At 56.2% G+C, this 25,063-nt stretch carries 26 protein-coding genes; 18 read left to right on the forward strand and 8 right to left on the reverse strand.

Annotated features, from left to right (window positions below):
• From AC2D8V_RS09775 to coxB, 6 genes are all read right to left on the reverse strand, one after another.
• Complete coding sequence (locus tag AC2D8V_RS09775) at nucleotides 1-681, reverse strand: SURF1 family protein (RefSeq protein ID WP_484733337.1); 681 nt, start codon at nucleotides 679-681, stop codon at nucleotides 1-3.
• A 64-nt stretch (nucleotides 682-745) separates the two neighbouring features.
• Entirely contained in the window at nucleotides 746-1,567 is an 822-nt protein-coding gene (locus tag AC2D8V_RS09780) for a cytochrome c oxidase subunit 3 (protein WP_484733338.1), read from the reverse strand.
• A gap of 28 nt (nucleotides 1,568-1,595) precedes the next feature.
• Nucleotides 1,596-2,183: a cytochrome c oxidase assembly protein gene (locus tag AC2D8V_RS09785; protein ID WP_484733891.1), complete on the reverse strand. Its 588-nt coding sequence runs from the start codon at nucleotides 2,181-2,183 to the stop codon at nucleotides 1,596-1,598.
• Nucleotides 2,183-2,347 carry a cytochrome C oxidase assembly protein gene (locus AC2D8V_RS09790; RefSeq protein WP_484733339.1) on the reverse strand — a complete coding sequence of 55 codons (165 nt, stop codon included), beginning with the start codon at nucleotides 2,345-2,347 and terminating at the stop codon, nucleotides 2,183-2,185. Before AC2D8V_RS09790 ends, AC2D8V_RS09785 begins: the two co-directional genes overlap by 1 nt.
• Before the next feature lie 3 nt (nucleotides 2,348-2,350).
• Nucleotides 2,351-3,289 carry a heme o synthase gene (gene cyoE, locus AC2D8V_RS09795; RefSeq protein ID WP_484733340.1) on the reverse strand — a complete coding sequence of 313 codons (939 nt, stop codon included), beginning with the start codon at nucleotides 3,287-3,289 and terminating at the stop codon, nucleotides 2,351-2,353.
• Nucleotides 3,290-3,344: 55 nt separating this feature from the next.
• On the reverse strand, nucleotides 3,345-4,259 hold the full coding sequence (gene coxB / locus AC2D8V_RS09800) for a cytochrome c oxidase subunit II (protein WP_484733341.1): 915 nt from the start codon (nucleotides 4,257-4,259) through the stop codon (nucleotides 3,345-3,347).
• Between the two features lie 187 nt (nucleotides 4,260-4,446).
• Between coxB and tldD the strand changes: the two genes are divergently transcribed.
• Together tldD and dprA are read left to right on the forward strand one after the other, a co-directional pair.
• The gene (gene tldD / locus AC2D8V_RS09805; RefSeq protein WP_484733342.1) at nucleotides 4,447-5,868 is read left to right on the forward strand and encodes a metalloprotease TldD; all 1,422 of its coding nucleotides are present in this window, start codon (nucleotides 4,447-4,449) and stop codon (nucleotides 5,866-5,868) included.
• 103 nt (nucleotides 5,869-5,971) lie between these two features.
• A complete protein-coding gene (gene dprA / locus AC2D8V_RS09810; protein WP_484733343.1) occupies nucleotides 5,972-7,132 on the forward strand; it encodes a DNA-processing protein DprA in 1,161 nt (386 codons plus the stop codon).
• A 7-nt stretch (nucleotides 7,133-7,139) separates the two neighbouring features.
• Here the strand turns inward: dprA and AC2D8V_RS09815 are convergent, their stop codons facing one another.
• Complete coding sequence (locus tag AC2D8V_RS09815) at nucleotides 7,140-7,601, reverse strand: hypothetical protein (protein ID WP_484733344.1); 462 nt, start codon at nucleotides 7,599-7,601, stop codon at nucleotides 7,140-7,142.
• 123 nt (nucleotides 7,602-7,724) lie between these two features.
• On the opposite strand from AC2D8V_RS09815, the gene topA reads away from it, so the two are divergent.
• From topA to AC2D8V_RS09835, 4 genes are all read left to right on the forward strand, one after another.
• Nucleotides 7,725-10,310 carry a type I DNA topoisomerase gene (gene topA / locus AC2D8V_RS09820; RefSeq protein ID WP_484733345.1) on the forward strand — a complete coding sequence of 862 codons (2,586 nt, stop codon included), beginning with the start codon at nucleotides 7,725-7,727 and terminating at the stop codon, nucleotides 10,308-10,310.
• Between the two features lie 156 nt (nucleotides 10,311-10,466).
• Entirely contained in the window at nucleotides 10,467-11,162 is a 696-nt protein-coding gene (locus tag AC2D8V_RS09825) for a CoA transferase subunit A (RefSeq protein ID WP_484733346.1), read from the forward strand.
• An 8-nt stretch (nucleotides 11,163-11,170) separates the two neighbouring features.
• Nucleotides 11,171-12,223 carry a PAS domain-containing protein gene (locus AC2D8V_RS09830; RefSeq protein ID WP_484733347.1) on the forward strand — a complete coding sequence of 351 codons (1,053 nt, stop codon included), beginning with the start codon at nucleotides 11,171-11,173 and terminating at the stop codon, nucleotides 12,221-12,223.
• A gap of 11 nt (nucleotides 12,224-12,234) precedes the next feature.
• On the forward strand, nucleotides 12,235-12,858 hold the full coding sequence (locus tag AC2D8V_RS09835; protein WP_484733348.1) for a 3-oxoacid CoA-transferase subunit B: 624 nt from the start codon (nucleotides 12,235-12,237) through the stop codon (nucleotides 12,856-12,858).
• A 281-nt stretch (nucleotides 12,859-13,139) separates the two neighbouring features.
• On the opposite strand, the gene AC2D8V_RS09840 is transcribed toward AC2D8V_RS09835, so the two are convergent.
• Nucleotides 13,140-13,985 carry a lytic transglycosylase domain-containing protein gene (locus AC2D8V_RS09840; protein WP_484733349.1) on the reverse strand — a complete coding sequence of 282 codons (846 nt, stop codon included), beginning with the start codon at nucleotides 13,983-13,985 and terminating at the stop codon, nucleotides 13,140-13,142.
• Between the two features lie 357 nt (nucleotides 13,986-14,342).
• Between AC2D8V_RS09840 and AC2D8V_RS09845 the strand changes: the two genes are divergently transcribed.
• The 12 genes from AC2D8V_RS09845 to AC2D8V_RS09900 all read left to right on the forward strand — a co-directional run bounded on the left by AC2D8V_RS09845 (nucleotide 14,343) and on the right by AC2D8V_RS09900 (nucleotide 25,033).
• Nucleotides 14,343-14,609 (forward strand): hypothetical protein, encoded by a 267-nt coding sequence (locus tag AC2D8V_RS09845; RefSeq protein ID WP_484733350.1) that lies wholly within the window; start codon nucleotides 14,343-14,345, stop codon nucleotides 14,607-14,609.
• 96 nt (nucleotides 14,610-14,705) lie between these two features.
• Entirely contained in the window at nucleotides 14,706-14,930 is a 225-nt protein-coding gene (locus AC2D8V_RS09850) for a hypothetical protein (RefSeq protein ID WP_484733351.1), read from the forward strand.
• A 309-nt stretch (nucleotides 14,931-15,239) separates the two neighbouring features.
• On the forward strand, nucleotides 15,240-16,088 hold the full coding sequence (gene cpaB / locus AC2D8V_RS09855) for a Flp pilus assembly protein CpaB (RefSeq protein WP_484733352.1): 849 nt from the start codon (nucleotides 15,240-15,242) through the stop codon (nucleotides 16,086-16,088).
• Between the two features lie 192 nt (nucleotides 16,089-16,280).
• Nucleotides 16,281-17,696: a type II and III secretion system protein family protein gene (locus AC2D8V_RS09860; protein WP_484733353.1), complete on the forward strand. Its 1,416-nt coding sequence runs from the start codon at nucleotides 16,281-16,283 to the stop codon at nucleotides 17,694-17,696.
• 4 nt (nucleotides 17,697-17,700) lie between these two features.
• Nucleotides 17,701-18,090, forward strand: coding sequence for a hypothetical protein (locus AC2D8V_RS09865; protein WP_484733354.1), 390 nt, complete (start codon nucleotides 17,701-17,703; stop codon nucleotides 18,088-18,090).
• Between the two features lie 299 nt (nucleotides 18,091-18,389).
• Entirely contained in the window at nucleotides 18,390-19,616 is a 1,227-nt protein-coding gene (locus AC2D8V_RS09870) for a CpaE/TadZ family protein (RefSeq protein ID WP_484733355.1), read from the forward strand.
• Between the two features lie 20 nt (nucleotides 19,617-19,636).
• Complete coding sequence (locus AC2D8V_RS09875) at nucleotides 19,637-21,082, forward strand: TadA family conjugal transfer-associated ATPase (RefSeq protein WP_484733356.1); 1,446 nt, start codon at nucleotides 19,637-19,639, stop codon at nucleotides 21,080-21,082.
• Between the two features lie 12 nt (nucleotides 21,083-21,094).
• Nucleotides 21,095-22,057 carry a type II secretion system F family protein gene (locus AC2D8V_RS09880; RefSeq protein WP_484733357.1) on the forward strand — a complete coding sequence of 321 codons (963 nt, stop codon included), beginning with the start codon at nucleotides 21,095-21,097 and terminating at the stop codon, nucleotides 22,055-22,057.
• Nucleotides 22,058-22,069: 12 nt separating this feature from the next.
• Nucleotides 22,070-23,050, forward strand: a complete 981-nt coding sequence (locus AC2D8V_RS09885) for a type II secretion system F family protein (protein WP_484733358.1) — start codon at nucleotides 22,070-22,072, stop codon at nucleotides 23,048-23,050.
• Nucleotides 23,050-23,649: a tetratricopeptide repeat protein gene (locus AC2D8V_RS09890; protein WP_484733359.1), complete on the forward strand. Its 600-nt coding sequence runs from the start codon at nucleotides 23,050-23,052 to the stop codon at nucleotides 23,647-23,649. The genes AC2D8V_RS09885 and AC2D8V_RS09890 overlap by 1 nt, the downstream gene beginning before the upstream one ends.
• A gap of 28 nt (nucleotides 23,650-23,677) precedes the next feature.
• Nucleotides 23,678-24,532 (forward strand): tetratricopeptide repeat protein, encoded by an 855-nt coding sequence (locus AC2D8V_RS09895; RefSeq protein ID WP_484733360.1) that lies wholly within the window; start codon nucleotides 23,678-23,680, stop codon nucleotides 24,530-24,532.
• Nucleotides 24,533-24,535: 3 nt separating this feature from the next.
• Nucleotides 24,536-25,033 (forward strand): prepilin peptidase, encoded by a 498-nt coding sequence (locus tag AC2D8V_RS09900; RefSeq protein WP_484733361.1) that lies wholly within the window; start codon nucleotides 24,536-24,538, stop codon nucleotides 25,031-25,033.
• The last annotated feature ends 30 nt before the right edge of the window (nucleotides 25,034-25,063 follow it).

A 25,063-nucleotide genomic window follows, 5' to 3' on the forward strand; every position in this document is an offset into this window, starting at 1 on the left:
TCAGTTTTGCTTGGCGGCAGCGCCGCGACGGAGAAAATACAAGGTCATCAGTAACCAGATTGCGGCCAATGAGAACCAAGTGATGGCGTATTGCAAGTGATCGTTCGGAATGGCGGCAGTGTCTACAGGCATTGGCGTCACCGGACCGCCTGATTGCGGCGCATCACGCCGGACGACCAGTACCGGTCGGGTGTCGAGTGCTTTTGCCATGGCCTGAACGTCGCGGGCGAACCAGATGTTATCAGTCAGATCAGGCTCTGGCGTGTAACTGTCCGTTTCCTGCGGCCACTGCAAATTGCCGATGACGCGCGTCGCAGGCCCCTCTTCGAAGCGGAGTTGCTGGGTCTGAGATACGGGCACAAAGCCCAGATCGATCAGGATATCTCCTTCAGGGTGGATCATCGGGCGGATGATGCGGTAACCCGCACCTACCTGCTTTTTGGAAACAAGAACCCTGAGATACTCTGCCCGCAACGTCCCGGTAACTTCGACTGGCAGGTAGGCATCCGTTGTCGGATCGGGGGCCGACGGGAGTGCCACCGGTGCATCGGAGATGCGCGCGTCAATCTCCTGCAGAATACCCTCTTTCCACGCAAGCCGCTGGACCTGCCACACACCGAGGGACATCAGGATGGCGGCCCCGCCAAGGCCTATCGTCAACAGGAATGCAAATCTCTTCATGGGCTGCGATCCAAAGGAAAAGCGCGCGAAATTCGCGCGCTTTACTCTATTATTTGATCAGTGCTTAGTGCGCGCCGGGCATCTGGCCCACGCCGTAGATGTACACTGCGAAGAACAGGAACAGCCAGACGACGTCAACGAAGTGCCAGTACCATGCGGCAGCTTCGAAACCGACGTGTTTCTCCGGCGTGAAGTGGCCTTTCATCGCACGGAACAAACACACGGTCAGGAAGATTGTCCCGATGATCACATGGAGGCCGTGAAAACCGGTTGCCATAAAGAAGTTCGAATAGAACTTGTCGCCGCCGAATTCCCAGCCCTTGTAGAGCAGGTAGGAGTATTCATAGGCCTGAAGCACCGTGAATAGTACGCCCAATACGATAGAGATCGCGAGACCGGCAATCAGATCCTTGCGGTTGTTTTCATGCACCAAGGCGTGGTGCGCCCATGTCACGGCACAGCCGGACAGCAGCAGGATCAGCGTGTTGATCAGTGGCAGGTGGAACGCATCCACGTGGTAAATCTCGGGCTGGATGTACTCGGTGCCGACATATTCGCTCATCGGATAGATGGCGTTCTTAAAGAAGCTCCAGAACCAGGCCGCGAAAAACATTACTTCGGACATGATGAACAGGATGAACCCGTATCTCAGACCGATGCGCACCACAGGTGTGTGATCGCCGACGCCGCTTTCCGTGACAACTTCTGACCACCATGCGAACATGACGTACAACACGCCAACAAAGCCGATCCAGAACATCCAAGGTGTGATGTTCTGCATCCAGAGCACAGCACCAAAGAGCATCACGAACCCCGAAAGCGCGCCAAGAAGCGGCCAGATTGAGGGGTTCAGGATGTGATAGTCGTGATTTTTTTCATGGGCCATATCGGTGTCCCTCTTGCCTTATTATTCTTTAGTTCAGACTTGTCTGAACTGGCGTTGCGTCACTGTCCTGCAGGTTTGCGGTGTCTTCCGGCAGGTCGATTTCGTAAAAGGTGTAGCTGAGTGTGATTGTGTGGATGTGCTTGCCGTCGCGATCGTCCACGATCTCCGGGTCAACATAGAAAGTGACCGGCATTTGCACCCGCTCGCCGGGCTGCAGAACCTGCTCCTCGAAACAGAAGCACTGGATCTTGTTGAAAAACCCACCTGCCTGATAAGGTGTCACGTTGTAGCTTGCGGAGCCGGCTACGGGCCGATCCGTCGGATTGTAGGCCTCATAAAAGGCCAACCCTGTTTCCCCGATGCGCACTTCCATTTCGCGCACAACGGGCTTGAACTCCCACGGCATGTAGTTGTTCAGCGATCCGTCAAACCGAACGGTTATCGTCTGGTCCAGAACGTCTTCGGGGGCCACATCAGATACGCCGGTCACACCGCCAAATCCGGTCACGCGGCAGAACCAGTCGTAGAAAGGTACCGAAGCCCAAGCCAGCCCGCCCATCAGCACCACCACGCCAACGGTCTGCGCCACTGTCTTGGCTGGCCCTTCAAATCGGATCATTGCGACAGCTCCGATGCAGAAGGCATTTCAAAGTCGCCGTTGGTGACCTTGGTAAAGGTCAGCGCCAACACCAGCACCACAAAACCGGCCAGCATCAAACCGACGCCGATATTGCGGCCCCGGCGGCGATTATGCAGTTCATGTTCCGCACGAAGTGCCATTTTTCACCAACCTCCCAATCCAAACGGGCGCAGCGCGGCCTCAAGAAGGATGACGCCGAAGTGCGCAAAAAGATACCACAGCGACAGGCGGAAGAACTTCTTTTCCACCACGTAGCCGTCCGCCTCTGCCGTGCTTTCATCCCGCCGCCAGATGTCGACCGCCCCTTTGAGGAACAGCGCATTCAAGACAACGGCCACGGCAAGGTAAACCGGCCCGCCAATAGCAGTGAAGCCTGTTCCGACCGCGAGCAGCGCCAACAACACGGTATAGGCGATGATATGCACGCGCGTTGCGCGACGCCCGTGCGTCACGGTCAGCATCGGTACACCCGCATCGTCGTAGTCAGACTTCATGAACAGGGCGAGCGCCCAAAAATGCGGAGGTGTCCACATGAAGATGAGAGCAAACATCAACCATGCTTCAAGAGAGAAACTACCGGTGGCAATGACCCAGCCGATGACCGGCGGAAATGCTCCCGCCGCACCACCGATAACGATGTTTTGCGGTGTCGATCGCTTGAGCCACATCGAGTAGACCACAGCGTAAAAGAAAATTGTGAACGCCAGCAACGCTGCCGCAAGCAAGTTTGCCGACAGGCCCAGCATCATCACGGACAGCCCCGACAGAGCACAGCCAAGGTAAAGCGCCTCGCGCGGCTCGACCTTACCTGCCGGTATCGGGCGTTTCGTCGTGCGCCGCATCACTGCGTCGATGTCGGCATCCCACCACATATTCAGCGCACCGGAAGCCCCGGCACCGATTGCGACAAACAGGATCGAGGCGAAAGCAATTACCGGATGAACAGCAACCGGCGCGGCCAAAAGCCCGACCAAAGCGGTGAACACCACCAGTGACATGACGCGTGGTTTGAGCAGCGCGAAGTAATCGCCAAGCTCCGCATCATTGTCTTGCGGTGTTGATGTGTAACTTACATCGGCCATTCACAAATCCGTTTCAGGTTTGATAGCCGGCCCGCATCACGCGCCGGCCCTACTGTCAGTTGGAAGCCAGAACGCGGGTGCGCGGAATACCAGCGTATTCCTCTTTCGCCTCGCCCAGCCACACTCGATAGGCCTCTTCGGACACCACCTTCACGGTGATCGGCATATACGCATGGTAGAAGCCGCACAGCTCAGAACACTGGCCAAAGTAAATACCTTCTTTTTCCGCGCTGAACCAAAGCTCCGCCAGACGGCCGGGTACGGCGTCCTGCTTCACGCCAAACGCCGGAATTGTCCACGCGTGGATCACGTCGGCACCGGTGACTTGCATCACGACTGTCTTGCCCACAGGCACCACCACTGCCGTGTCCGTCGCCAGCAGGAATTCGTCGCGCGAGTAGCCCGCGTCAACCAGCTTGGCTTCCATGTGTTCGTCCAGAACGAAGGGCGTCACATTGGCGTCATCGGGGCGGTCTGCTTCGCTGAGTGTCGCGGGCGCACCAAGCATGTAGCTGTCAAAGGCAAACCCTTCGTCAACGTACTCATAGCCCCAGTACCACTGATACCCTGTAACCTTGATGGTGATGTCCGCCTCGGGGATTTCCTGCTGCTTGAACAGAACGGGCAACGAAAAGGCGCCGATAAAAACCAGAATGACAATCGGTACTACGGTCCATGCAATCTCGATTGGCGTGTGGTGCGTAAAGCTCGCCGGGTTGGGGTTGCGCTTGGAATTGTAGCGTACGATCACCCACCCCATCAGCGCGGTTACGAACAGCGTGATGATCGTGATGATCACGAGAATCATGCCGTCCAGCCACTGGAGATCTGACGCCAGTTCGGTCACAGCAGGTTGAAACCCGGTGCCCTTGTCCACTGGAACGCCAATAATTTCGAGGTTTTCCTGCGCTTGCGCGGCCGTGGCTCCGAAACCGGCTGCGAGGCCCGCGAGTGTGAATAGTCGTGTCATATGCCGTCCTGATCTTAGGCTGATCTTTGGATCATGTTGCGCATTGTGAGAGGGGATTGGTAGCGCACCGTCCCTCTCCGTTGAATTTCTGGTCCTAACAATCATATTCTGAAGCCAAGATAAAGAGTTCTGCTTGCGTCATTCAGACGCTTCTATCGAAATAAACACCACTTCCGGAGCATTTTTCATGAGCGACGCCCCATTCTCTCCCCTTAAGGACAATCTGGACAGGGATGCGGCGCTAAATGTGCTGCGTGCCGCGACCGATGGTGCAGATGACGGGGAACTCTTTTTCGAAAGACGCCGCTCTGAAGCGCTTGTTTTTGACGATGGCCGGTTAAAGACGGCAAGCTACGACGCCGCTGAAGGGTTCGGGCTGCGCGCGGTGCGTGGCGAAGTCGCCGGATACGCGCATTCCACCGACATTTCCGAAACAGCACTGAAACGGGCCGCGGAAACGGCACGTCTTGCCGTGGGCGATGGCGGCGGGACATGGGCGGATGCGCCCAACCGGACGAACAAGCGCCTTTACACAGATGCGGACCCGATTGCAGGGGCAAGTTTTCCCGTCAAGGTCGAGACCCTGCGCGAGATCGACAGCTTTTTACGCGATTTGGACAAGCGGGTGGTTCAAGTATCGGCCACAATCGCAGCCAGCCTTCAGGAAATCGAGATTTTGCGCCCAGACGGTCAGCATCTGCGTGACACCCGGCCGATGACGCGCGTCAACGTGTCGGTGATTGTCGAAAAAGACGGTCGCCGCGAGGCGGGCTCCGCCGGCGGTGGCGGACGCGTCGGCCTTGACGGCCTGATAGACCCTGCCGACTGGCAGGCCAAGGCACGGGAAGCGCTGCGCGTGGCGCTCGTCAATCTCGAAGCGATCCCCGCGCCTGCCGGAGTTATGGACGTGGTATTGGGCCCGGGCTGGCCCGGCATTTTGTTGCACGAGGCCATCGGCCACGGGCTGGAGGGCGATTTCAACCGAAAGGGCTCTTCGGCTTTTGCCGGTCTGATGGGCGAACGTATCGCATCCAAAGGTGTTACTGTTCTTGATGACGGAACAATCCCGGATAGACGCGGTTCGATCACGATTGACGATGAAGGGACACCGTCAGGCAAGAACGTCCTGATTGATGACGGTATTCTGGTTGGGTACATGCAAGACCGTCAAAACGCGCGTCTGATGGGCGTCGCGCCAACTGGCAACGGGCGCCGCGAAAGCTTTGCGCACGCACCGATGCCGCGCATGACGAATACCTACATGCTGGGCGGTGACGCGACCCGCGAAGACATTGTTGCGGATCTGAAAGACGGTATTTACGCCGTCGGCTTTGGCGGCGGTCAGGTGGACATTACGAACGGCAAATTCGTCTTTTCCTGCACCGAGGCCTATCGGGTGAAAGATGGTAAAATCGGCGCACCGGTCAAAGGTGCGACGCTGATCGGTGACGGGGCGACCGCGCTCAAACAGATTAGGGCCATCGGCGATGACATGGCTCTGGATCCGGGCATGGGCAACTGCGGAAAAGCCGGGCAATGGGTACCGGTGGGCGTGGGCCAGCCGACGCTTATGATCGGGGGCTTGACCGTCGGAGGAGCCGCAGCCTGAACGGGCCTGCCTCCCCATAAATAGCGAGTGTCTGCGCCGCATCAGTTCATAGCTTGTTAACCAAGAGAACTTAAAACTGATTCTGCAACAGACGGAGGCCGGGATGACTGAAAAGGACCACGATCCTTCTTCCACTCACCCCCCACTCCCACCCACCTCGGAAGATGACAGGTTTTCTCGTCTCCGTCTTTTGCGCTCGCGCCGGGTTGGTGTAACGACGTACAAACGACTACTGACTGAACACGGCACCGCGCAGAACGCGCTGGCCGCGCTGCCCGAGGTGGCGCGCGCCGCGGGCGTTGAGTCTTACGAAATTTGCCCCGAGGCAGTCATACAGGCCGAACTCAACGCCGCGCGCGCTGCCGGCGCACAACTGGTATGTGAAGGAACAGCCGCATACCCAGCCCAGCTTGCCGAGATCGAGGATGCGCCGCCCTTTCTGTGGGTGATCGGTGACACATCCTTGCTGCACCGTCCCATGATCGCGCTTGTCGGTGCGCGCAACGCATCCTCGCTCGGGACTCGCATGGCAAAAAAACTGGCCCAAGATCTGGGTGCTGAAGGCTACGTCGTGGTGTCGGGTCTGGCGCGCGGCGTCGATGCGGCAGCGCATCTGGCAACACTGCAAACCGGAACACTCGCGGTGCTGGCAGGCGGTGTTGACGTAATTTATCCGGCAGAAAATGCGGACCTTGCCGCATCCATAGCGGTTCAGGGTTTACGCGTTTCAGAGCAACCCATGGGTTTGCAGCCCATGGCGCGTCATTTTCCGGCACGCAATCGGATTATTTCTGGGATGAGTGCCGCAACCGTCGTGGTAGAGGCCGCCAGCAAATCCGGCAGCCTGATCACAGCGCGCGATGCGCTCGATCAGGGGCGTGATGTGTTGGCGGTGCCGGGCAATCCGCTGGATGCCCGTGCTGCGGGATGCAATCAGTTGATCCGCGACGGCGCGACACTTGTCCGTTCTGCCGATGACGTGCTGGAGGCGCTGGCACCACTGCACCCGGTGCAGGCAGATCTTCCCCTGACGCCCGCGCCACAGCAACCAGAGCGGCCCCCCGCTCCTGTCAAAAAACATCTCCGTCAGGTCGCCAGACTGCACCAACAGATTCTATCCCGCCTCAGCCCGGCACCAGTTGCCGAAGACCAGCTGCTCCGTGACCTGTCGGTTACTGCATCAGAAGCAGCGCCCGCCTTGCTCGATCTGGAACTGGACGGACAGATAAAGCGGCAAGCCGGCGGGCTACTGTCTCGGGGGTAAATTGGTTTTAGCACACCTCGGGCGTGACAGGGGCGAACCTCGCGCAGAGCGCGGGATCAGACCACCACACATCCTGCGCGTCATAACTGCGATGCTTGACCTGCCAGACGCCGAATGATTTCACGAATAGCGCGTGATAACGATCAAGATTTCCGGCAACCGGGTCATGCGCGCCGCGGCGATATGCCGGCGTTTCCACGGGGTTGATCGGCGCCCCTCCAGGCCGTTGTGCTGTGGCGCTGACAAAGGCCACATCGCCCGAAATGCGCAGACTGCTGACGACAAATTCCACCGGCGGACCAACAACGAACTCGGCAAATGGACGCAGGGCATCAAGCAACTCCACACGTTCTGCGGACCCTCTGGCGGGTTCATACCAGCTTTGCGCAACAGCATGGTTTGGCAGCAATAAAATGAATAATATCAATGATCTGATCAGCATCGTCAGTTGCTCTGTTTTACCGGCCATTCGTCGTTCAGCGCCAGGGTCGTTTCACCGATGGTCTTTCGCGCCATTGAAAATATTTGCTTGCGCCCCACCTCTGTCACGGCCATAGACACGTCACATTTGCGCTCAGAGGTACTCTATTTCATGCCGGTTGTTGTTGTCGAATCTCCTGCAAAAGCAAAAACCATCAACAGCTATCTGGGCAAGGACTACACGGTTTTGGCGTCATATGGCCACGTGCGAGATCTGCCGCCCAAGGATGGTTCTGTCGATCCCGATGACGGCTTTGAAATGCAGTGGGAAGTGGCGTCCGACAGCCGCAAGCATGTCAAAGCGATCGCCGATGCGCTCAAGGAAGACAACGCACTGATTCTGGCGACTGACCCCGACCGTGAAGGCGAGGCAATCAGCTGGCACCTGCACGAGGCGCTAACCAAGAGGAAGTCGATCAAAAAGGACACACCGGTCAGCCGCGTGGTCTTTAACGCGATCACCAAATCCGCTGTCACCGACGCAATGAAGAACCCCCGCCAGGTAGACATGCCGCTGGTCGAGGCATATCTGGCCCGCCGCGCACTTGATTACCTTGTTGGTTTCAATCTCAGCCCAGTGCTGTGGCGCAAGTTGCCCGGTGCCAAGTCTGCCGGTCGTGTGCAATCCGTGACCCTGCGCATGATCGTCGAGAGGGAAATGGAGATCGAGGCCTTCCGCGCCCGCGAGTACTGGTCGGTGAAAGCTTTGTTGGCAACTCCGCGCGGTCAGGAGTTCGAGGCACGTCTGACAGTTCTGGCAGGCAATAAACTCGACCGATATGACATCGAGAACGGGACTCAGGCGGAAATGGCCGTGCAGGCCATTCAAAGCAGGGATCTCAACGTCACCTCAGTTGAGGCCAAGCCAGCAAGCCGCAATCCATCTGCCCCCTTTATGACCTCGACCCTGCAGCAAGAAGCGAGCCGAAAGTTCGGCATGGGCGCGCGTCAGACAATGAGCACAGCCCAGCGCCTGTATGAGGCCGGCTATATTACTTACATGCGAACCGATGGCATCGATATGGCACCCGAAGCGGTGACCGCGGCCCGGGAAGCGATCAAAACGCTTTATGGCGAAAACTACGTGCCGGACAAACCGCGCATGTACAAAAACAAAGCCAAGAACGCGCAAGAGGCGCATGAATGCGTGCGCCCAACAGACATGATGACCAAAGCGGAGGACCTGAAGACCTCCGATGCCGACCAGCGCAAGCTTTATGACCTGATCTGGAAGCGCACGCTGGCCTGCCAGATGGAAGCGGCCCGTCTGGAGCGCACCACGGTCGAGATCGCCTCGGAAGACGGGCAAGTCGGCTTGCGCGCCTCAGGTCAGGTGATGATGTTCGATGGGTTTTTGCGTGTTTACGAGGAAGGCCGCGACGATGTGGTTGTCGATGATGACGACAAACGGCTTCCCCAGATCGATCAGGGGGATGCAATGGACAAGCGCAGCGTCACGCCCGAACAGCATTTTACGCAACCGCCTCCCCGCTTCACCGAGGCGACGTTGGTCAAACGCATGGAAGAATTGGGGATAGGCCGACCATCGACCTATGCCTCTATCGTAACGACAATCCAAGACCGCGAATATGTCCGGAAAGAAAAGAATCGCCTGATCCCCGAGGACAAGGGACGGTTGGTGACCGCCTTTTTGACGAACTACTTCCGTAAATACGTCGGCTACGACTTTACAGCGGACCTCGAAGACCAACTGGACACGGTCAGTGCCGGTAACGCGGACTACAAAGAAGTGCTGGGGCGATTCTGGCGCGATTTCTCAGCCGCGGTCGCAGAGACGGCAGATTTGCGGATCACCGAGGTTCTTGAAAAGATCAACGAGGTGCTGGAACCGCACCTATTCCCGCCAAACGCCGACGGAACTGATCCGCGTCTGTGCCCGAACTGCGGCGCCGGCCGGTTGTCCATGCGCACCGCGCGATCTGGTGGCGCTTTTATCGGGTGTTCCAATTATCCGGAGTGCAGATATACCCGCGCCTTCGGCCCCCCCGGCCAAGAAGACGACAGCGGCATTCCGCCAGAAGGCAAATTTCTTGGCGAAGATTCCGACGACAAGATATTCGCGTTCAAAGGACGTTTCGGGCCTTATGTCCAACGCGGCGAAGTCACAGACGACAACAAAAAACCGCCCCGACAGTCGATCCCAAAGGACTGGCCACCGGAGAATTTGGATCTGGAACAGGCGGTAAAGCTTTTGTCGCTTCCGCGCGAGATCGGCCCTCACCCCGAAGACGGTGTACCAGTTTGGGCAAATATCGGGCGATACGGCCCATATCTGAAGCATGCCGCATCCACATCGGAACGGGGAGGCACCAACGCCAACCTTGAAAGCATTGATGAAGTCTGGACTGTCGGGATGAACCGCGCGGTGCAATTGCTGGCTGAAAAAGTCGCGAGCCGTGGAGGCCGCGGGCAGCCGGCAAAAACACTTCGAGAGTTGGGTGAACACCCTGATCAAGGCGGGCTTGTCGCGATTATGGAAGGCAAATACGGGCCTTACGTGAAATGGGACAAGATTAACGCCACCCTCCCGAAAGACAGCGATCCTGCTGAATTTACGATGGAAGCAGCCGTAGAGTTGATCGAGGAAAAGGCAGCCAAAAAAGGTAAGGGACGCCGCAAAACAGCAACCAAAAAGACGGCCACCAAAAAGAAAACCACAGTCAAAAAGACGGCGTAAGCGCCAGCTTTTCCTCACCTTTCTGCAGTATGTTGCACATGCACATAGGGTTGTGAAACTCAGGGACGTAGCTTAAGCTAATTGAAGAATTCAGCTACGGCGTAGCGATTGAGGGACAAAAACTTCCGGACTGCCACCCGGACGCAAGGAAGCAACATGAAAAAAGTTTATGGATCAGCGTCAGAGGCGCTTGATGGCATTTTGCATGACGGCATGTTAATTGCCGCCGGTGGGTTCGGACTGTGCGGCATCCCCGAGTTGTTGCTGCAGGCGATCAAGGAAGCTGGCACCAAAGATCTGACGTTTGCGTCGAACAATGCAGGTGTGGATGATTTCGGCATTGGCATCCTTTTGCAGACAAAGCAGGTGAAAAAGATGATCTCGTCTTACGTGGGCGAGAACGCAGAATTCATGCGGCAATACCTCTCCGGCGAGTTGGAACTGGAGTTCAATCCGCAGGGGACATTGGCCGAGCGCATGCGGGCAGCCGGATGCGGTATTCCCGGCTTTTACACAAAAACCGGCGTGGGAACCGTGATTGCAGAGGGCAAGGAGCACAAGGATTTCAATGGCGAGACCTACATCCTCGAAGAAGGTATCTTTGCAGATCTGAGCATCGTGAAAGCATGGAAAGCGGACGAAACGGGCAACCTTGTGTTCCGTAAGACCGCCCGCAACTTTAACCCTCCGGCCGCAATGTGCGGCAAGATCTGCGTGGCCGAGGTTGAAGAGATCGTGCCGCTTGGCAGCCTTGAACCAGATCAGATTCATCTTCCCGGTATTTACGTGCACCGCCTGATACAGGGCGAGCATGAAAAACGCATCGAACAACGAACAACACGCGCCGCCTGAGGCTTTGCATGGCTGATACGTCTTTTGGAACTGAAGAGAACTTAAGCAACGCAGACCTCGCGTTTGACGACCGGGGCTTCGACAGTTTTACGCGTGCCGATGTCTCTATGATCATCACCAACCCAAATCTGGATGACAATCCGATCGTCTATGTAAACGAGGCATTTACCCGATCCACCGGGTATGCCAGATCCGCGTCTATCGGACGGAACTGCCGTTTTCTGCAAGGTGAGGACACGGACAAACAATCGGTTGATCGCATGCGCGCGGCAATCGAGTCCGAAGATACCGTCAGCCTCGACGTTCTCAATTACAAAGCCAATGGCGCGCCGTTTATGAACCGCATCATTATAGCGCCGATCAAAGACAAAAGCGGGAAGACCGAATATTTCATCGCGTTCCAGAAAGAGCTGACCTCGGAAGAACGTGAAGCGGAGAAAGGTTCGATCAACGAGCAGCTGATGGAAGTGCAAAACCGCGTTCGGTCAGACATGTCGATGATCGTTGGCATGATCCGTCAGCAGACTGCAGCAACCTCTGTGCCGGACGACTACGTGGCCCTCGCCCGTCGTGTTGAGACGCTCCAGTTGCTTTACGAAGAGATGAAACTGTCTGATCAGCAATCAAATCGCGATTCGATCCAGATGGGCAGTTTTATTTCGCGTCTCGCCAGCGCCATTGCGCACAGCGAAGGCCGCCCCGGCATACGCATGAACATGCAGATCGAACCCCTTGAGGTGCCGATTGAGGTAGCAACGCGTGTTGGCCTTGTGGTTTCCGAGCTTTTGACCAATGCATTCCAACACGCCTTTGAGCGGATGGATTCGGGGCTGGTCGAGATTCGCATGTCTCAGTTAAGCGCGGGCGGTTTGCGCCTGATCCTTTCCGACGATGGAATCGGCATACCCTCCAAAGTGGCGTGGCCAAGCCGCGAAACTATGGGAGGTCGTGTGATTACCGGTCTGATTGAAGGGCTGGAGGGAACTTTGCATCTGGGCCGTGGCGCGGCTGGCAGCTTCATTACCATAGACGTGCCAGCGGGCGCGTCAGTCACCGACTAAAAGGACGAGTTATGCCCTGGGATCGAAACCAGATGGCCGCGCGCGCGGCTGAAGAGCTTGAAGACGGCATGTATGTGAACCTCGGGATTGGCATTCCGACGCTCGTCGCGAATTACGTGGGCGACAAGGATATCACGCTGCAGTCAGAGAATGGCATGCTAGGTATGGGCCCCTTCCCGCTCGAAGGAGACGAAGACCCTGATCTGATCAACGCTGGCAAACAAACGATCACTGAACTGCGGCGCACATCTTATTTTGACAGCGCCACGTCCTTTGGCATGATCCGCGGCGGCAAAATCGCTGCAGCAATTCTCGGCGCGATGGAAGTTGCTGAAAATGGCGATCTTGCGAACTGGATGATCCCCGGCAAGCTCGTCAAAGGCATGGGTGGTGCAATGGATCTCGTTGCAGGTGTCGGCAGGGTTATCGTCGTGATGGACCACACAAACAAACACGGTGACAGCAAAGTGCTGAAAGAATGTACCCTGCCCCTCACCGGCAAAGGCGTGGTTGACCGGATCATTACCAACCTGGGTGTTCTTGATGTGGTCGATGGCGGCTTGCGGATCGTGGAATGCGCAGACGGCGTGACAGAGCAGGAGTTGCGGGACGCAACCGAAGCGACGATCGTCTGACAACGGGATAAACTGCGCGGTCTATGGCACAATAGCCATTCGTGTGCTGTCACGTGACGGTGCCGAAACGAGGTCTGCACACTTTAAAACAACACATCGTTCGTATTCGCGGGCCAAAATCGGAATGACCTAGGCCTTGCGCGGTTCAGATGCAGCGCGGCACGCCTTGGTTAAGCAACTGATCATCAGCGCAAGGGACAAAACCGCCAGGCTCGCACCGCTGCGGCCTATGGTGAACGCATGTTGCGACCGTCGCCGCGAATGGGCACACGGCTTCAAACTCAGTTAAGTCCGGCAAACACACAGCCGTCTGAAACGAGTTCCGGCGGTGTCAGGCAAAGGCCTCTCGCGACCTGAAACGCGGCGAGTACCTTGGGCACGTAATCCCGTGTCTCCGCAAAGGGAGGCACGCCCTTGTACTTGCGCAGCGATCCTTCACCGGCATTATATCCGGCCAAAACCATGATCGGATCGCCATCAAACTCTTCCATCAGCCAATCAAGATATGCAACGCCACCACTGATGTTCTGACTGGGTGACCGGATATCGGTTACACCAAAGCGTTCCGCAGTGGCAGGCATCAGTTGCATCAGGCCCGTTGCACCGGCGTGACTGACAGCATCAGACTTGCCTGCCGATTCCACCGAGATCACAGCCAGAACCAACGCTGGTGACACACGGGTGCCAACTGTTGATCGCAGGATGTCGATCCCGTTGGTGCGCGCAATGTTCTGCATATGCTGCAATCTTGGTTGCGGAACCTCGCCAATGCCGGTGATGACGTCCATCGCACTGAACAGGCGACCGGGTCCGGAATCGCTTAGTGCAGGTGATATACGTTTCCAGAACCATCCATATGATCCGATATCGCGCCGGATACTGCCATCCGGGTTCAACTCCGGTGACGGCGCCGGTGTCACGATTTCCGGCGGTTCCCGCCGTGCCATCCGATCGAGGACAGCCGCTTGCTCTGCCGGATCAATCTGAACGGTCAAACGTTTGGTGCCCGATTTTGGCACCCCCACCCGTTTGGCGCTGAAGTCTGGAAATGGCGCAGGTGTTTCAGCCGCTAAAGGAGATGCGACAATGATCGCTGCGACCATCGCTGCGGAAAAAAGTACATGCATTGGACCTGCTCGAGCCTCGTTTGCATTGTTTTATAAGCTCCTTATTGCAGAGCTTGCCCATTCTGACCAGAGAATCCGGTGCATGAAGGCGGCGATTTCGCCACAATCCCCCCTGTTTTGTCCGGTTCACCCCCTCAGAACAAATTTTAAATCCATTATAAACAGCGGCTTAATAAAAAGTTTCCAATTTTTAAGGCGTCGGCAGGAAAAGTCACATTTGCTGTCAAATTCATGCCCCAATCCCCCGTCTATATGACGCCATACCAAGTCGGACGGACCACAACGAGAGATACGGTCACTAAGGACGGCAAGGTTAGTGTACGTAAATCAAGTGATCCTTTGGAGGGACATACCATGATGAAATTTATCAAAAACTTCCGCAAAGACGAAGACGGTGCCGTTACGGTTGACTGGGTTGTACTGACAGCTGCTGTTGTTGGTCTGGCAGTTGCTGCTTACAGCTCCATCGAAGGTGGCGCGACTGAACTGACAGGCAAGACATCTGACTTCCTGTCCGCTCAAGACCCAGCCCTCGCAGCTGGCGGCAACATCCAAGACGGTGGCGGTGCTGCCGACGCTGGTGCCGACGCTGGTGGCGACGCAGCAGTTCCAGCAGCCGACTAATTCTCGGCGCTTGAGCTAGAAAATCGGGGGCCGCCTTCTCTTGCAGGACGCGGCCCTCTTTTATGAAAAAGTATTCGCATCTAGAGGGACGTTACAATGTTTTCATATTTGAAGAGTTTCGCCAAAAACGAGGACGGTGCGATTACCGTGGACTGGGTCGTATTGACCGCCGCCGTTGCTGGTATGTGCATTGCATTCATTGTTGAACTCAAAAACGACTCTGCCAGCCTGAGCAATTTGACCGCTGATTATTTGGCAGCTCAGGATCCAGAAGCCGCGGCAGGCCGGAACATCCACGACACAGGCGCCCCTGCCGACTAAACTTTGGGTGGAACTTCGCGCGCAGAGACGCAAAGCGATCCTGCCGTTGCACGACACGCAGAAGGCGTGGTTCCCGCTCCACCAACTGACGCAATGAATTCCGCAGGTGTACGAACGCCGACACCACCGCGCCTTGTCGCGGTTTTGGCTGGTCAAAGACTGTCTCACGGACGCGCACAATTCGAACATCCTGCCCCGCATTAGACATTAGGCAATCCTGAAATTGCCACATTCACAGAGCACGCTGCTCAACGAACAACCACCGCTTCCAGAGGTTTATCGAGCGGTCTTGCAAAATGAGGTGACGACATGCGAGTAATTTTCGGAATGGTCCTGGTGGCGGGCGTGGGCCTTGCCGGTGGTGCCGTTTACATGGCCAAAGATTATATTGGCCAATACCAAAACGAGCTGGCCAAAGCGCAGGAAATGCAGCGCCAGATCGTACCGACACAAACCGTTTACGTGGCGACAAAGGCGCTTAAGTATGGTGACGTACTCAAGCCCGGAGACGTGCGCCCCGTTCGCTGGCCCGTCGATGCCGTTCCAAGCGGTAGTTTCTCAGACAAGGCTGTTATCTTCCCCGAGGAAAGCGAGGAGCACCGCCTGATCGTGCGCCCGATGGAGCCGAACGAGGCTTTGATGAAGGTGAAGGTCACGGAGCCCGGCGAAGACATCGGACTGACCACGCGTCTAGAGAAAGGCATGCGCGCCTTTGCGATCCGCGTTGACGTTGCAACGGGTGTTTCCGGCTTCCTGCGTCCGGGCGACAAGGTTGATGTGTATTGGACTGGTGCCGTGAACCTTGCGGGCAACCGTGAGGAAGTCACCAAACTGATTGAATCTGCTGTGCGGCTCATTGCGGTCGACCAGAACGATGACCAGATCAACGGCGCACGCATCGCGCGCACGGTCACTGTAGAGGCCAGCCCAGAACAGGTAGCGGCCCTTGCACAAGCTCAATCGACGGGTCGTTTGTCGCTGTCGCTGGTTGGCGCTGGAGACGACACCGAGGTGGAAGAGATCGAAGTCAATCAGGTGTCGTTGCTGGGTCTGACGGTTCCAGAACCAGTAGCAGCCGCACCAAAAAAGCGTGTTTGCTCTATTCGAACCCGTCGCGGCGCAGAGGTTGTAGCGATCCCGATCCCCTGCACAAACTAATATAAACCAACATGTTACTAAGGCGCTGCCCGTCGGGCGGCGCCTTTTTCAATTTCAGCGTGTTGCCATTTATCCACAGCAACAACGCCACGGAACCCGTTGATTATTGCAAAAAAATCAAAACCCGCGCACAGTAGCGCATACCCGGGCACTAGACCCGAAACCGAGGCGTGATCAAAAAGGGCAGGTCACATGAACATTATGAAACTATGGAAGACAGCTCTCCTAGGGCTGGCAATCAGCGTGAGTCCGCTGGCCTTAACCGGGGCCGGTGTTGCTCATGCTCAAACGTTGCGAGTAATTGCGAAAGACACTGAATCTACCCTCAACGTGGCGCAAAACCGCGCTGTTGTTGTGGAAAGCGAGGTGCCATTTGCAGAACTGAGCATCGCAAACCCCGGCATCGCGGATATCTCGTCGCTTTCGGATCGCAGCATTTACGTTTTGGGTAAAGTACCCGGAATTACAACGCTGACCCTTCTGGATGCGGCAGGTGCGCTGATTACGAACGTAGAAGTACGCGTGGCGCCGGATCTTACCGAATTTAAAGAGCGGCTTCGCCAGATCCTGCCAGGTGAGCAGATCGAAGTCCGCACAGCAAACGACGGGATCGTGCTTTCCGGCACTGTTTCCAGCGCGCAACGACTGAGCCGCGCATTGGAACTGGCCGCACGCTACGCGCCCGACCGTGTATCAAACCTGATGTCGGTTGGCGGCGTTCAGCAAGTTATGCTGAAAGTTCGTTTTGCAGAGATGAGCCGTTCGGTCTCCAAATCGCTGCAAAGCTCGCTGTCGTTCAGCGACGGGCCGATTACAGGCAACAACACAAACGCCATCAGCGGCCCCAATGGTACCGCGCTTGGCAACGGCACCGCGGGCAACTTCGCCGGCGCTGGAGGCGCAATCCGGTTCGGGTTTGACGTAGGGTCGTTCCAAGTCGGTCTTTTGCTTGAAGCCCTTGAACAAAAAGGGATGTCACGCACTCTGGCCGAACCGAACCTTGTTGCTCTCTCGGGCCAGGAAGCAAACTTCCTTGCCGGTGGCGAGTATCCGGTGCCGATCTCTGACGAAGGCGACATCAGCGTCGAATTCAAACCCTTCGGCATCGAGCTGAACTTCGTTCCGCGCGTTGTAGACGGTGACCTCATCAACTTGCAGCTCTCTGCCGCCACATCGAAGCCGGATCTGTCTAATAGTGTCACCACAGAAGACGGTTTTGCCATCGCTGCATTCGAACGCCGCGAAACGTCGACCACTGTGGAATTGCGCGACGGTGAAAGCTTTGCAATCGCGGGGCTTCTCGAAGATGACTTCGCCGATGCAGCGGCTCAGGTGCCATGGCTTGGCGACGTGCCGATCCTTGGTGCATTGTTCCGCAGCTCCGAATACGAGCGTCAGCAAACCGAGCTTGTCATCATCGTAACGGCCCACCTTGTGAGCCCGACACGAGGCGAAGCGTTGGCTCTGCCAACCGACCGGATCAAGCCACCTACCGAGGCTGATCTGTTCCTCAACGGCCACACGGTCAAAACAATCAAAGCCGGTGGTGCTGCAGGTGAAGTTGCTCAACAAGACTTCTCCGGTTCCTACGGTTACGTGATGGAGTGATCCGATGCAGAGCAACGTCAAAAAACACACCCGCACCGTCGCCTTCCTGACTGGTCTTGTCGCCCTCGCAGGCTGCGCATCAGAGCCAGGTATCTACGGCACTTTCTACCGCGAAGCAGGCGTTCAGCTTGAGACCGGTGACTTTGGACGCGCAACCCTGCACAACCAACTTGTGCAAACCTGCAAATCCAACGGAACAGGTTTTGCCAAAGCCAAAGGCGCAGGCGCAGGCGATCCGGTTGTGGTTCTCGATCCAAAGAGCACCTACAACAACCCTGTCTACCGTGTGCACTGCGATGGTCGTCTCGATGGCAAATACGCCTCGATCATCTACCGCGATTATGTGGGCAGCGCTGTCGAGAAAGACACGGTGGAGGCAGCATCAAGCGAATAACGGCACACTGCCCTACCTCGGAAAAAGGCAGAGCTTCGGCTCTGCCTTTTTTATTGGAAAACCGGTTTTGGGACGATTTCGACAATGACCAAGTCGCAGGACCATTGTGTTTAGATACCCAACAATTAGCCGGATTAAGCCCTAATCTCGCCCAAGTTCACTGCGACTTTCCCTCCAATGGGACACTTATGTCCGGTGGTTTTCGCCGGGCGGGGGCGTCGTAGGGATAAAGCGGATGATCTGGAAACAGTGGAAAACCCGCCTCTGCACAGCCTCGCGTAGCAAAGGATTATGAGGCAATGAGCAGCACAATGCCACAACCCGATATGAACTTAATCGCGGCCTGCACCGTCAGCCGGGATGTTCAAAACTTTGATTTGTTGATTGAAGACATGGAATTGGCCCTAGGCGAAAACTGGGGCGATCTGGGTTTCTCAGAAGTTCTGTCGTTTTTTGGCCAGCCAGAGGCTCAAGCGCTGGAATTTATCGCGCTCGCCATTGACGAAACCGACGAGGAAAACCTCGGCATGCTGGGTGAAATCATCAAGCAAGCCAAAAAGCGTAAGATCAAAGTGATCCTGATTGCCGAGGATGTGACCCCGGCGTCTTTGCATACGCTGCTGCGTCAGGGTGCGGACGAATTCGTTCCCTACCCTCTCCCCGAAAACGAATTGGCCGAAGCAATCGAACGCGTCCGCGCAGCCGAGCAACTTGCCGCACAAGCGCCGCAACTGCAGTCCGGTATGCAAAAGGAAGGCGCCGTGATCGTCGTGCATGGATTGGCCGGCGGGACAGGCTCTACCACAATGGCGGTGAATCTCGCGTGGGAACTGGCGACCCAGACTAAGGACGAAGAACCGAGTGTGTGCCTGCTCGACCTCGATCTCCAGTATGGATCGGTCGCAACCTACCTCGACCTTCCACGTCGCGAAGTGGTGTATGACATGCTTTCCGACACCGAAGGTATGGATGACGAAATCTTTGGCCAGTCATTGCTGACCTTCCAGGAAAAGCTGCAGGTGCTGACAGCGCCAACAGACATGCTGCCCCTGGATCTCATCGGTGCCGATGACATCAACCGCATTCTGGAAACCGCGCGCCGCCACTTTGATTACGTGGTCGTCGACATGCCGTCCACTCTTGTCAGCTGGTCTGAAGCGGTGCTGAACGCAGCGCATGTCTATTTTGCGATGGTCGAACTGGACATGCGGTCTGCACAAAACACTCTGCGCTTCAAACGCGCGCTACAGTCCGAAGAGCTACCGGTCGAAAAGCTGCGCTACGTGATGAACCGGGCGCCCAAATTCACCGATCTCAACGGCAAGAGCCGCGTCAAACGCATGGCGGAAAGCCTTGGCATTTCGATTGACGTGCATATGCCGGACGGTGGCAAGCCAATTACCCAAGGGGCGGACCATGGCCTTCCCCTCGCTTTGTCGGCGGCCAAGAACCCCTTGCGCCGTGAAATTTCAAAACTCGCACTGTCGATCCACGAGCTCGGCAAGAACGACGTTCAAGCAGCCTGATCCGATAAAGGAAATCGCGCATGTTTTCTAAGTACAAAAAAGACAAGGCCCCCGCCCCCGTCGCATTAGACGAAGCGGCTCCAAAGGTCACACCGATGGAAAAGCCCAAGGCAGAGGCGGCGACCAATCTAATTCGTAAAAAAGCGCCGATGTCTCCCGCTCAGGTCGCGCCCCTGGACAAGGAGCGCAAACGCAAAGAGCGTATGGGGGAGATCAAGCTGGATTTGCACCGCGTTCTGCTCGACAACCTCAACCTGTCAGCTATTGAAACAGCGACAGAGCAGGATTTGCGGCAGGAAATCAGTGCAATCGCCTCTGAACACCTGCAAGCGCAAAGTATCGTGCTTAACCGTGAAGACCGCCAGACGCTGACTTCAGAGCTTTACGACGAGGTAACCGGTCTTGGACCGCTCGAAACGCTGCTGAAAGACGACACAGTCAACGATATTCTGGTCAACGGCCCGCAACAGATCTTTGTCGAGCGTGACGGCAAGCTCGAACTTTCGGACGTCACCTTCAAGGATGAGCGCCACCTTCTGCGTATCATCGACAAGATTGTGTCTGCAGTCGGACGACGTGTCGATGAATCCAACCCTTACGTTGACGCGCGTCTCAAAGACGGCTCGCGTTTTAACGCAATGGTCCCGCCAGTGGCCGTGGATGGCAGCCTTGTCTCCATTCGTAAGTTCAAGAAAGACAAGCTCGGCATTGATGACCTTGTCAACTTTGGCGCTTTCACGGAAGAAATGGCAGCCTATCTACAGGCCGCTGTGGCGACACGCCTTAACGTAATCGTGTCGGGTGGTACCGGTTCTGGTAAAACAACAACGCTCAACGCGCTTTCGTCGTTTATCGACAATGCGGAGCGCATCCTGACCATCGAGGATACTGCGGAACTTCAACTGCAGCAGACCCACGTGGGCCGCATGGAAAGCCGACCACCGAACGTGGAAGGTAAGGGCGAAGTTTCACCGCGCGACTGTCTGAAAAACGCGCTTCGGATGCGCCCGGACCGCATCATCGTCGGCGAAACGCGTGGCGAAGAAGTTATCGACATGCTTCAGGCCATGAACACCGGCCACGACGGTTCGATGACCACGATCCACGCGAACTCTGCGCGCGACGGTATTTCGCGACTGGAAAACATGATCGCTATGGCCGGCATTGAGATGCCGATCAAAGCGGTGCGCAGTCAGATTTCCTCTGCTGTGAACCTGATTGTGCAGGCCTCGCGTTTGCAGGACGGTTCGCGCCGCATGACTTCGATCACCGAAATCACCGGTATGGAGGGCGAAGTCATCTCAATGCAGGAAATCTTCCGCTACCAGCGCGTCGGATTGACGCCAGACAACAAGATCATCGGGCATTTCACCGCCACGGGCGTGCGCTCGCACTATGCCGAGCGCTTCCGTTTGTGGGGTTACGATCTGCCACCATCCATCTACGAACCCATTGCTGCTCAATAAGGATCGGGAATCATGAGTATTGAACCAATTATCTATGGCCTGATCTTTGTCGCCGTGCTTGTGCTCGTCGAGGGGCTCTATCTGGTCACCTTCGGCAAGTCCATCAGCCTCAACAGCAAGGTTAACCGCCGGCTTGAGATGCTGGACAAGGGGACCAATCGCGAAGAAGTGCTGGAAAAGCTGCGCAAGGAAATGCAGCAGCACATGAAAACGAAGTCGATACCGCTTTATTCGCTTTTGGGCGAAAAAGCGCAAAAGGCGGCCATTGCCTTCTCACCGCGCCAGTTGGTGATGATTATGGGTCTTTTGGCAGGTGTCGCTTTTCTCGGTCTGACCGTAGGCACGGGCACATCGCTGCCGGTACGCATCGTGATGGCAGTTGGTATCGGCGTGGGCGCGGTGTACTTCTGGGTCAACTCAAAGGCCAACAAGCGCCTTTCGATGATCGAAGAACAATTGCCCGATGCGGTGGAATTGATGGTGCGCTCTTTGCGCGTCGGTCACCCGTTTTCGTCATCAGTGCAAATCGTATCAAAGGAGGTACAGGATCCGCTGGCCTCTGAAATGGGTATTATCGCGGATGAGGCGGCTTATGGTCGAGATATCGGCGACGCCCTGAAAGAGATGGCCGAACGGCTCGACATGCAGGATTTGCGCTTTCTGGCCGTTGCCGTGAGCATTCAGCAAACCTCCGGTGGTAACCTCGCCGAGATCCTCGCCGGTCTTTCCAAGGTGATCCGGGCCCGGTTCCGCCTGTTCCGTCGAGTGAAAGCGATTACCGCCGAAGCAAAATGGTCAGGCAAATTCCTGTCCGGCTTCCCGATCGTGTGTCTGATCGTCATCAACGTCAGCGACCCTAACTACTACGACGAAGTACGCGACCACCCATTCTTTATTCCGGCTTGCTTTGTCGTCGGTATCTTCCTCGCTGTGAACCTTTTGGTCATGCGCATTCTGACCGACATCAAGGTGTAAGGAGACACTTCCATGGACATGATTGCAAACATCCACGAAACAATCGTCGCCTACCTTGGTCCGCTTGGTCCTATGATCCTGCTGGGCACCGTTGGCCTTATTATGGTGGTCCTGACGGTCTCGATCATGCTGTCGGAACCCGAAGACCCGATGACCAAGCTGAAACGGCAGCAACAAGCGCCGACAACGGACCAGCCCATGCAGAAACTGAGGCAGGGCGGGCGCAATGAACAGCTTGAAAAGTTCGCCTCGTTTCTCGAACCGAAGGATGTCGCCGAGCTCAGCAAGCGCCAGATGGAACTGCGTCAAGCCGGTTATCAAAGCCAGGACGCCGTTCGCATGTTCCACTTTGCCCAGTTCGCGCTGGGTATTCTGGGCCTAATTCTCGCTTTTGTCTGGTTGAATCTCTTGGGCGCAGGTGAAGGATTTTCCACACAAAAAATGATGGTTTACACCATTATCCCAGGTGCAATCGGATATTATCTGCCGGTCTACTGGGTACGCCGTCGTGTCGATGCGCGCAAAGAGCAGATCGTGCACGGTTTTCCAGACAGCCTCGACATGATGCTGGTATGCGTCGAAGCGGGCCAATCGCTGGATCAGTGTATCGTGCGCGTCGCCAAGGAATTGCACGCCTCCTACCCTGCCCTTGCGCAAGAGTTTGATGTCGTGGCCTATGAAATGAAGGCCGGTAAGGAAAAGACCACCGTCTTGAACGATTTTGGCGAACGCTGTGGCGTACAGGACGTTTCATCTTTTGTGACCGTGCTAAACCAGTCGCAGCAGTTTGGTACGTCGATTGCCGAAGCACTTCGGGTTTACGCTGGTGAGATGCGCGACAAACGCGTTATGCGCGCTGAAGAGGCCGCAAACAAGTTGCCAACCAAGATGACCCTTGCCACAATGATGCTCACCGTTCCGCCGTTGCTGATCATTCTCGTTGGTCCGTCGGTCCACGGTATTACACAGCTGGGTAAACTGGGCGCCGGGTAATGACAAAAGGATCAGGGTGGGCCCCACGAGGGGCCACCTGCCTGACACTGATAATCGGTCTTGCCGCCTGTGATAGCACGGGCGGCTTTTCCGGTTCAGGAGATGATGTTTTCGCCCCCGGGGTCGATGTTCGCGCCGAAGCCCGCAGCGGGGTTGATCCCGCCGAAGTTGGGCATCGCCTGATTGCTGCCGGTGAATATGAGCTAGCCATAAAGGCGTTCAATCGCGCGGCCTTGGATCGTGGCGCGCTGGATACCGAAATTCTTTCCGGTTTGGGCACTGCAAACCTTGGGTTGGGGCGGTTAGGCACTGCAGAGGATCTTTTGCGACAGGCGGCAGAACGCGAAGACGCAGCACCTGTCGATTTCAACAACCTCGGTGTTTTGTTGATGGAAAAGGGTCAAACGTCGGAGGCCGTTCAAATATTCAAGCGGGCGTTTGCGCTCAGTAATGGGGAAAGCGTCGAAATAAGGGACAATCTGCGCTTAGCGCTCGCAAAAATGGAAAACTCTGCTACACTACCTGCAAAACAAGACAGCGAATATAAGCTGGTGCGTCGCGGTAGTACTCAATTCACGATCGAGGCGACACCAAGATGAAGGTCAGAGCAGTAAAAGGACGCCAAAGATGCGCCACCCATATATCCTATCCGCCGGTTTGGCGGGTATTATTCTTGTAGCAGGCTGTGCCGAAGAAAAAGACGAAGATTCAGTAGAACGCGCCTTTCAGGACGTGAACGTGATCGAAGAGTCCAACTTGTCGGACATCATGTTGACCGTGGCTGATCCGAACGAAGCTGTGTCTTATTTTTCGCGGACACTGAAAGACAATCCCGATCGTCTCGATCTGCGCCGCAACTTGGCAAATTCATATGTCAGAGCAAAGCGGTATCCAGAAGCAGCATTGGCTTGGAAAAGCGCGACAGAGCATCCCGATTCAGGCAATGGTGACAAAGTAAAATATGCGGATGCATTGATCCGGTCCGGTGATTGGGCCAAGGCCGAAACCACATTAGACACTGTTCCCCCTACTTTCGAAACCTTTGACCGGTACAGGCTGGAAGCAATGATTGCCGACAGCAACAAAGACTGGAAAAAGGCGGACAGCTTTTACGAGATCGCCGTAGGGCTGACCACGACACCCGCCGGTGTCTTCAACAACTGGGGGTATTCGAAACTGACGCGCGGCGACTTCAAAGAAGCTGAAAGGCTTTTTGGCGAAGCGGTTCGGCAAGACGACACTTTGTTCACAGCAAAGAACAACCTTGTACTGGCCCGCAGCGCGCAACGAAAATACACTTTGCCCGTCGTCCCGATGACGCAAGCCGAACGTGCGCAGCTTTTGCACACCATGGCGCTTTCGGCGATCAAGCAAGGCGATACCGAACTGGGCAAGGGCATGTTGAAAGAGGCTGTAGATACCCACCCGCAGCACTTTGATGCAGCGGCACGTGCGCTGGAAGCGCTGAATACGCCCGGCTGAATAATGGCCATCACTGCATTCGAGGCGCTTTGGTTCTTGCCGTTTGTGCTGCCCATTTGCCTATACGTTGCATATACCGATCTGGCCTTTATGAAGATCACCAACAAGGCCGTGCTCGTATTGGGTGCGGTCTTTGTCCTGCTGGGACCGCTGGTTTTGCCAAGTCTTGAAGCATACGCTTGGCGGTTGGCTCATGTCGGCTTGGTCCTGTTTGCGGGGATCATGCTCAACGCGGCTGGCGCGATGGGGGCGGGAGATGCAAAGTTCTGTGCTGCGGCTGCGCCTTTCGTCGCTCTTGGCGATTGGCAAACAGTGATGATTTTGTTTGCTGCTCTGATGCTTGCGGCGTTTTTTACGCATCGCTTGGCGCGGGTATCGCCGCTGCGCCGCATAGCTCCCCACTGGGCGAGCTGGACGGAACGCAAACGCTTTCCAATGGGATTAGCTCTTGGCCCAACCCTCGCCGCTTATCTGTGCCTTGGCGCCCTTAATGGTGCCTGATTTACGCCATTTTCGCACAGTATTGTCCTG

The organism is Roseobacter sp. YIN89, from assembly GCF_057219365.1.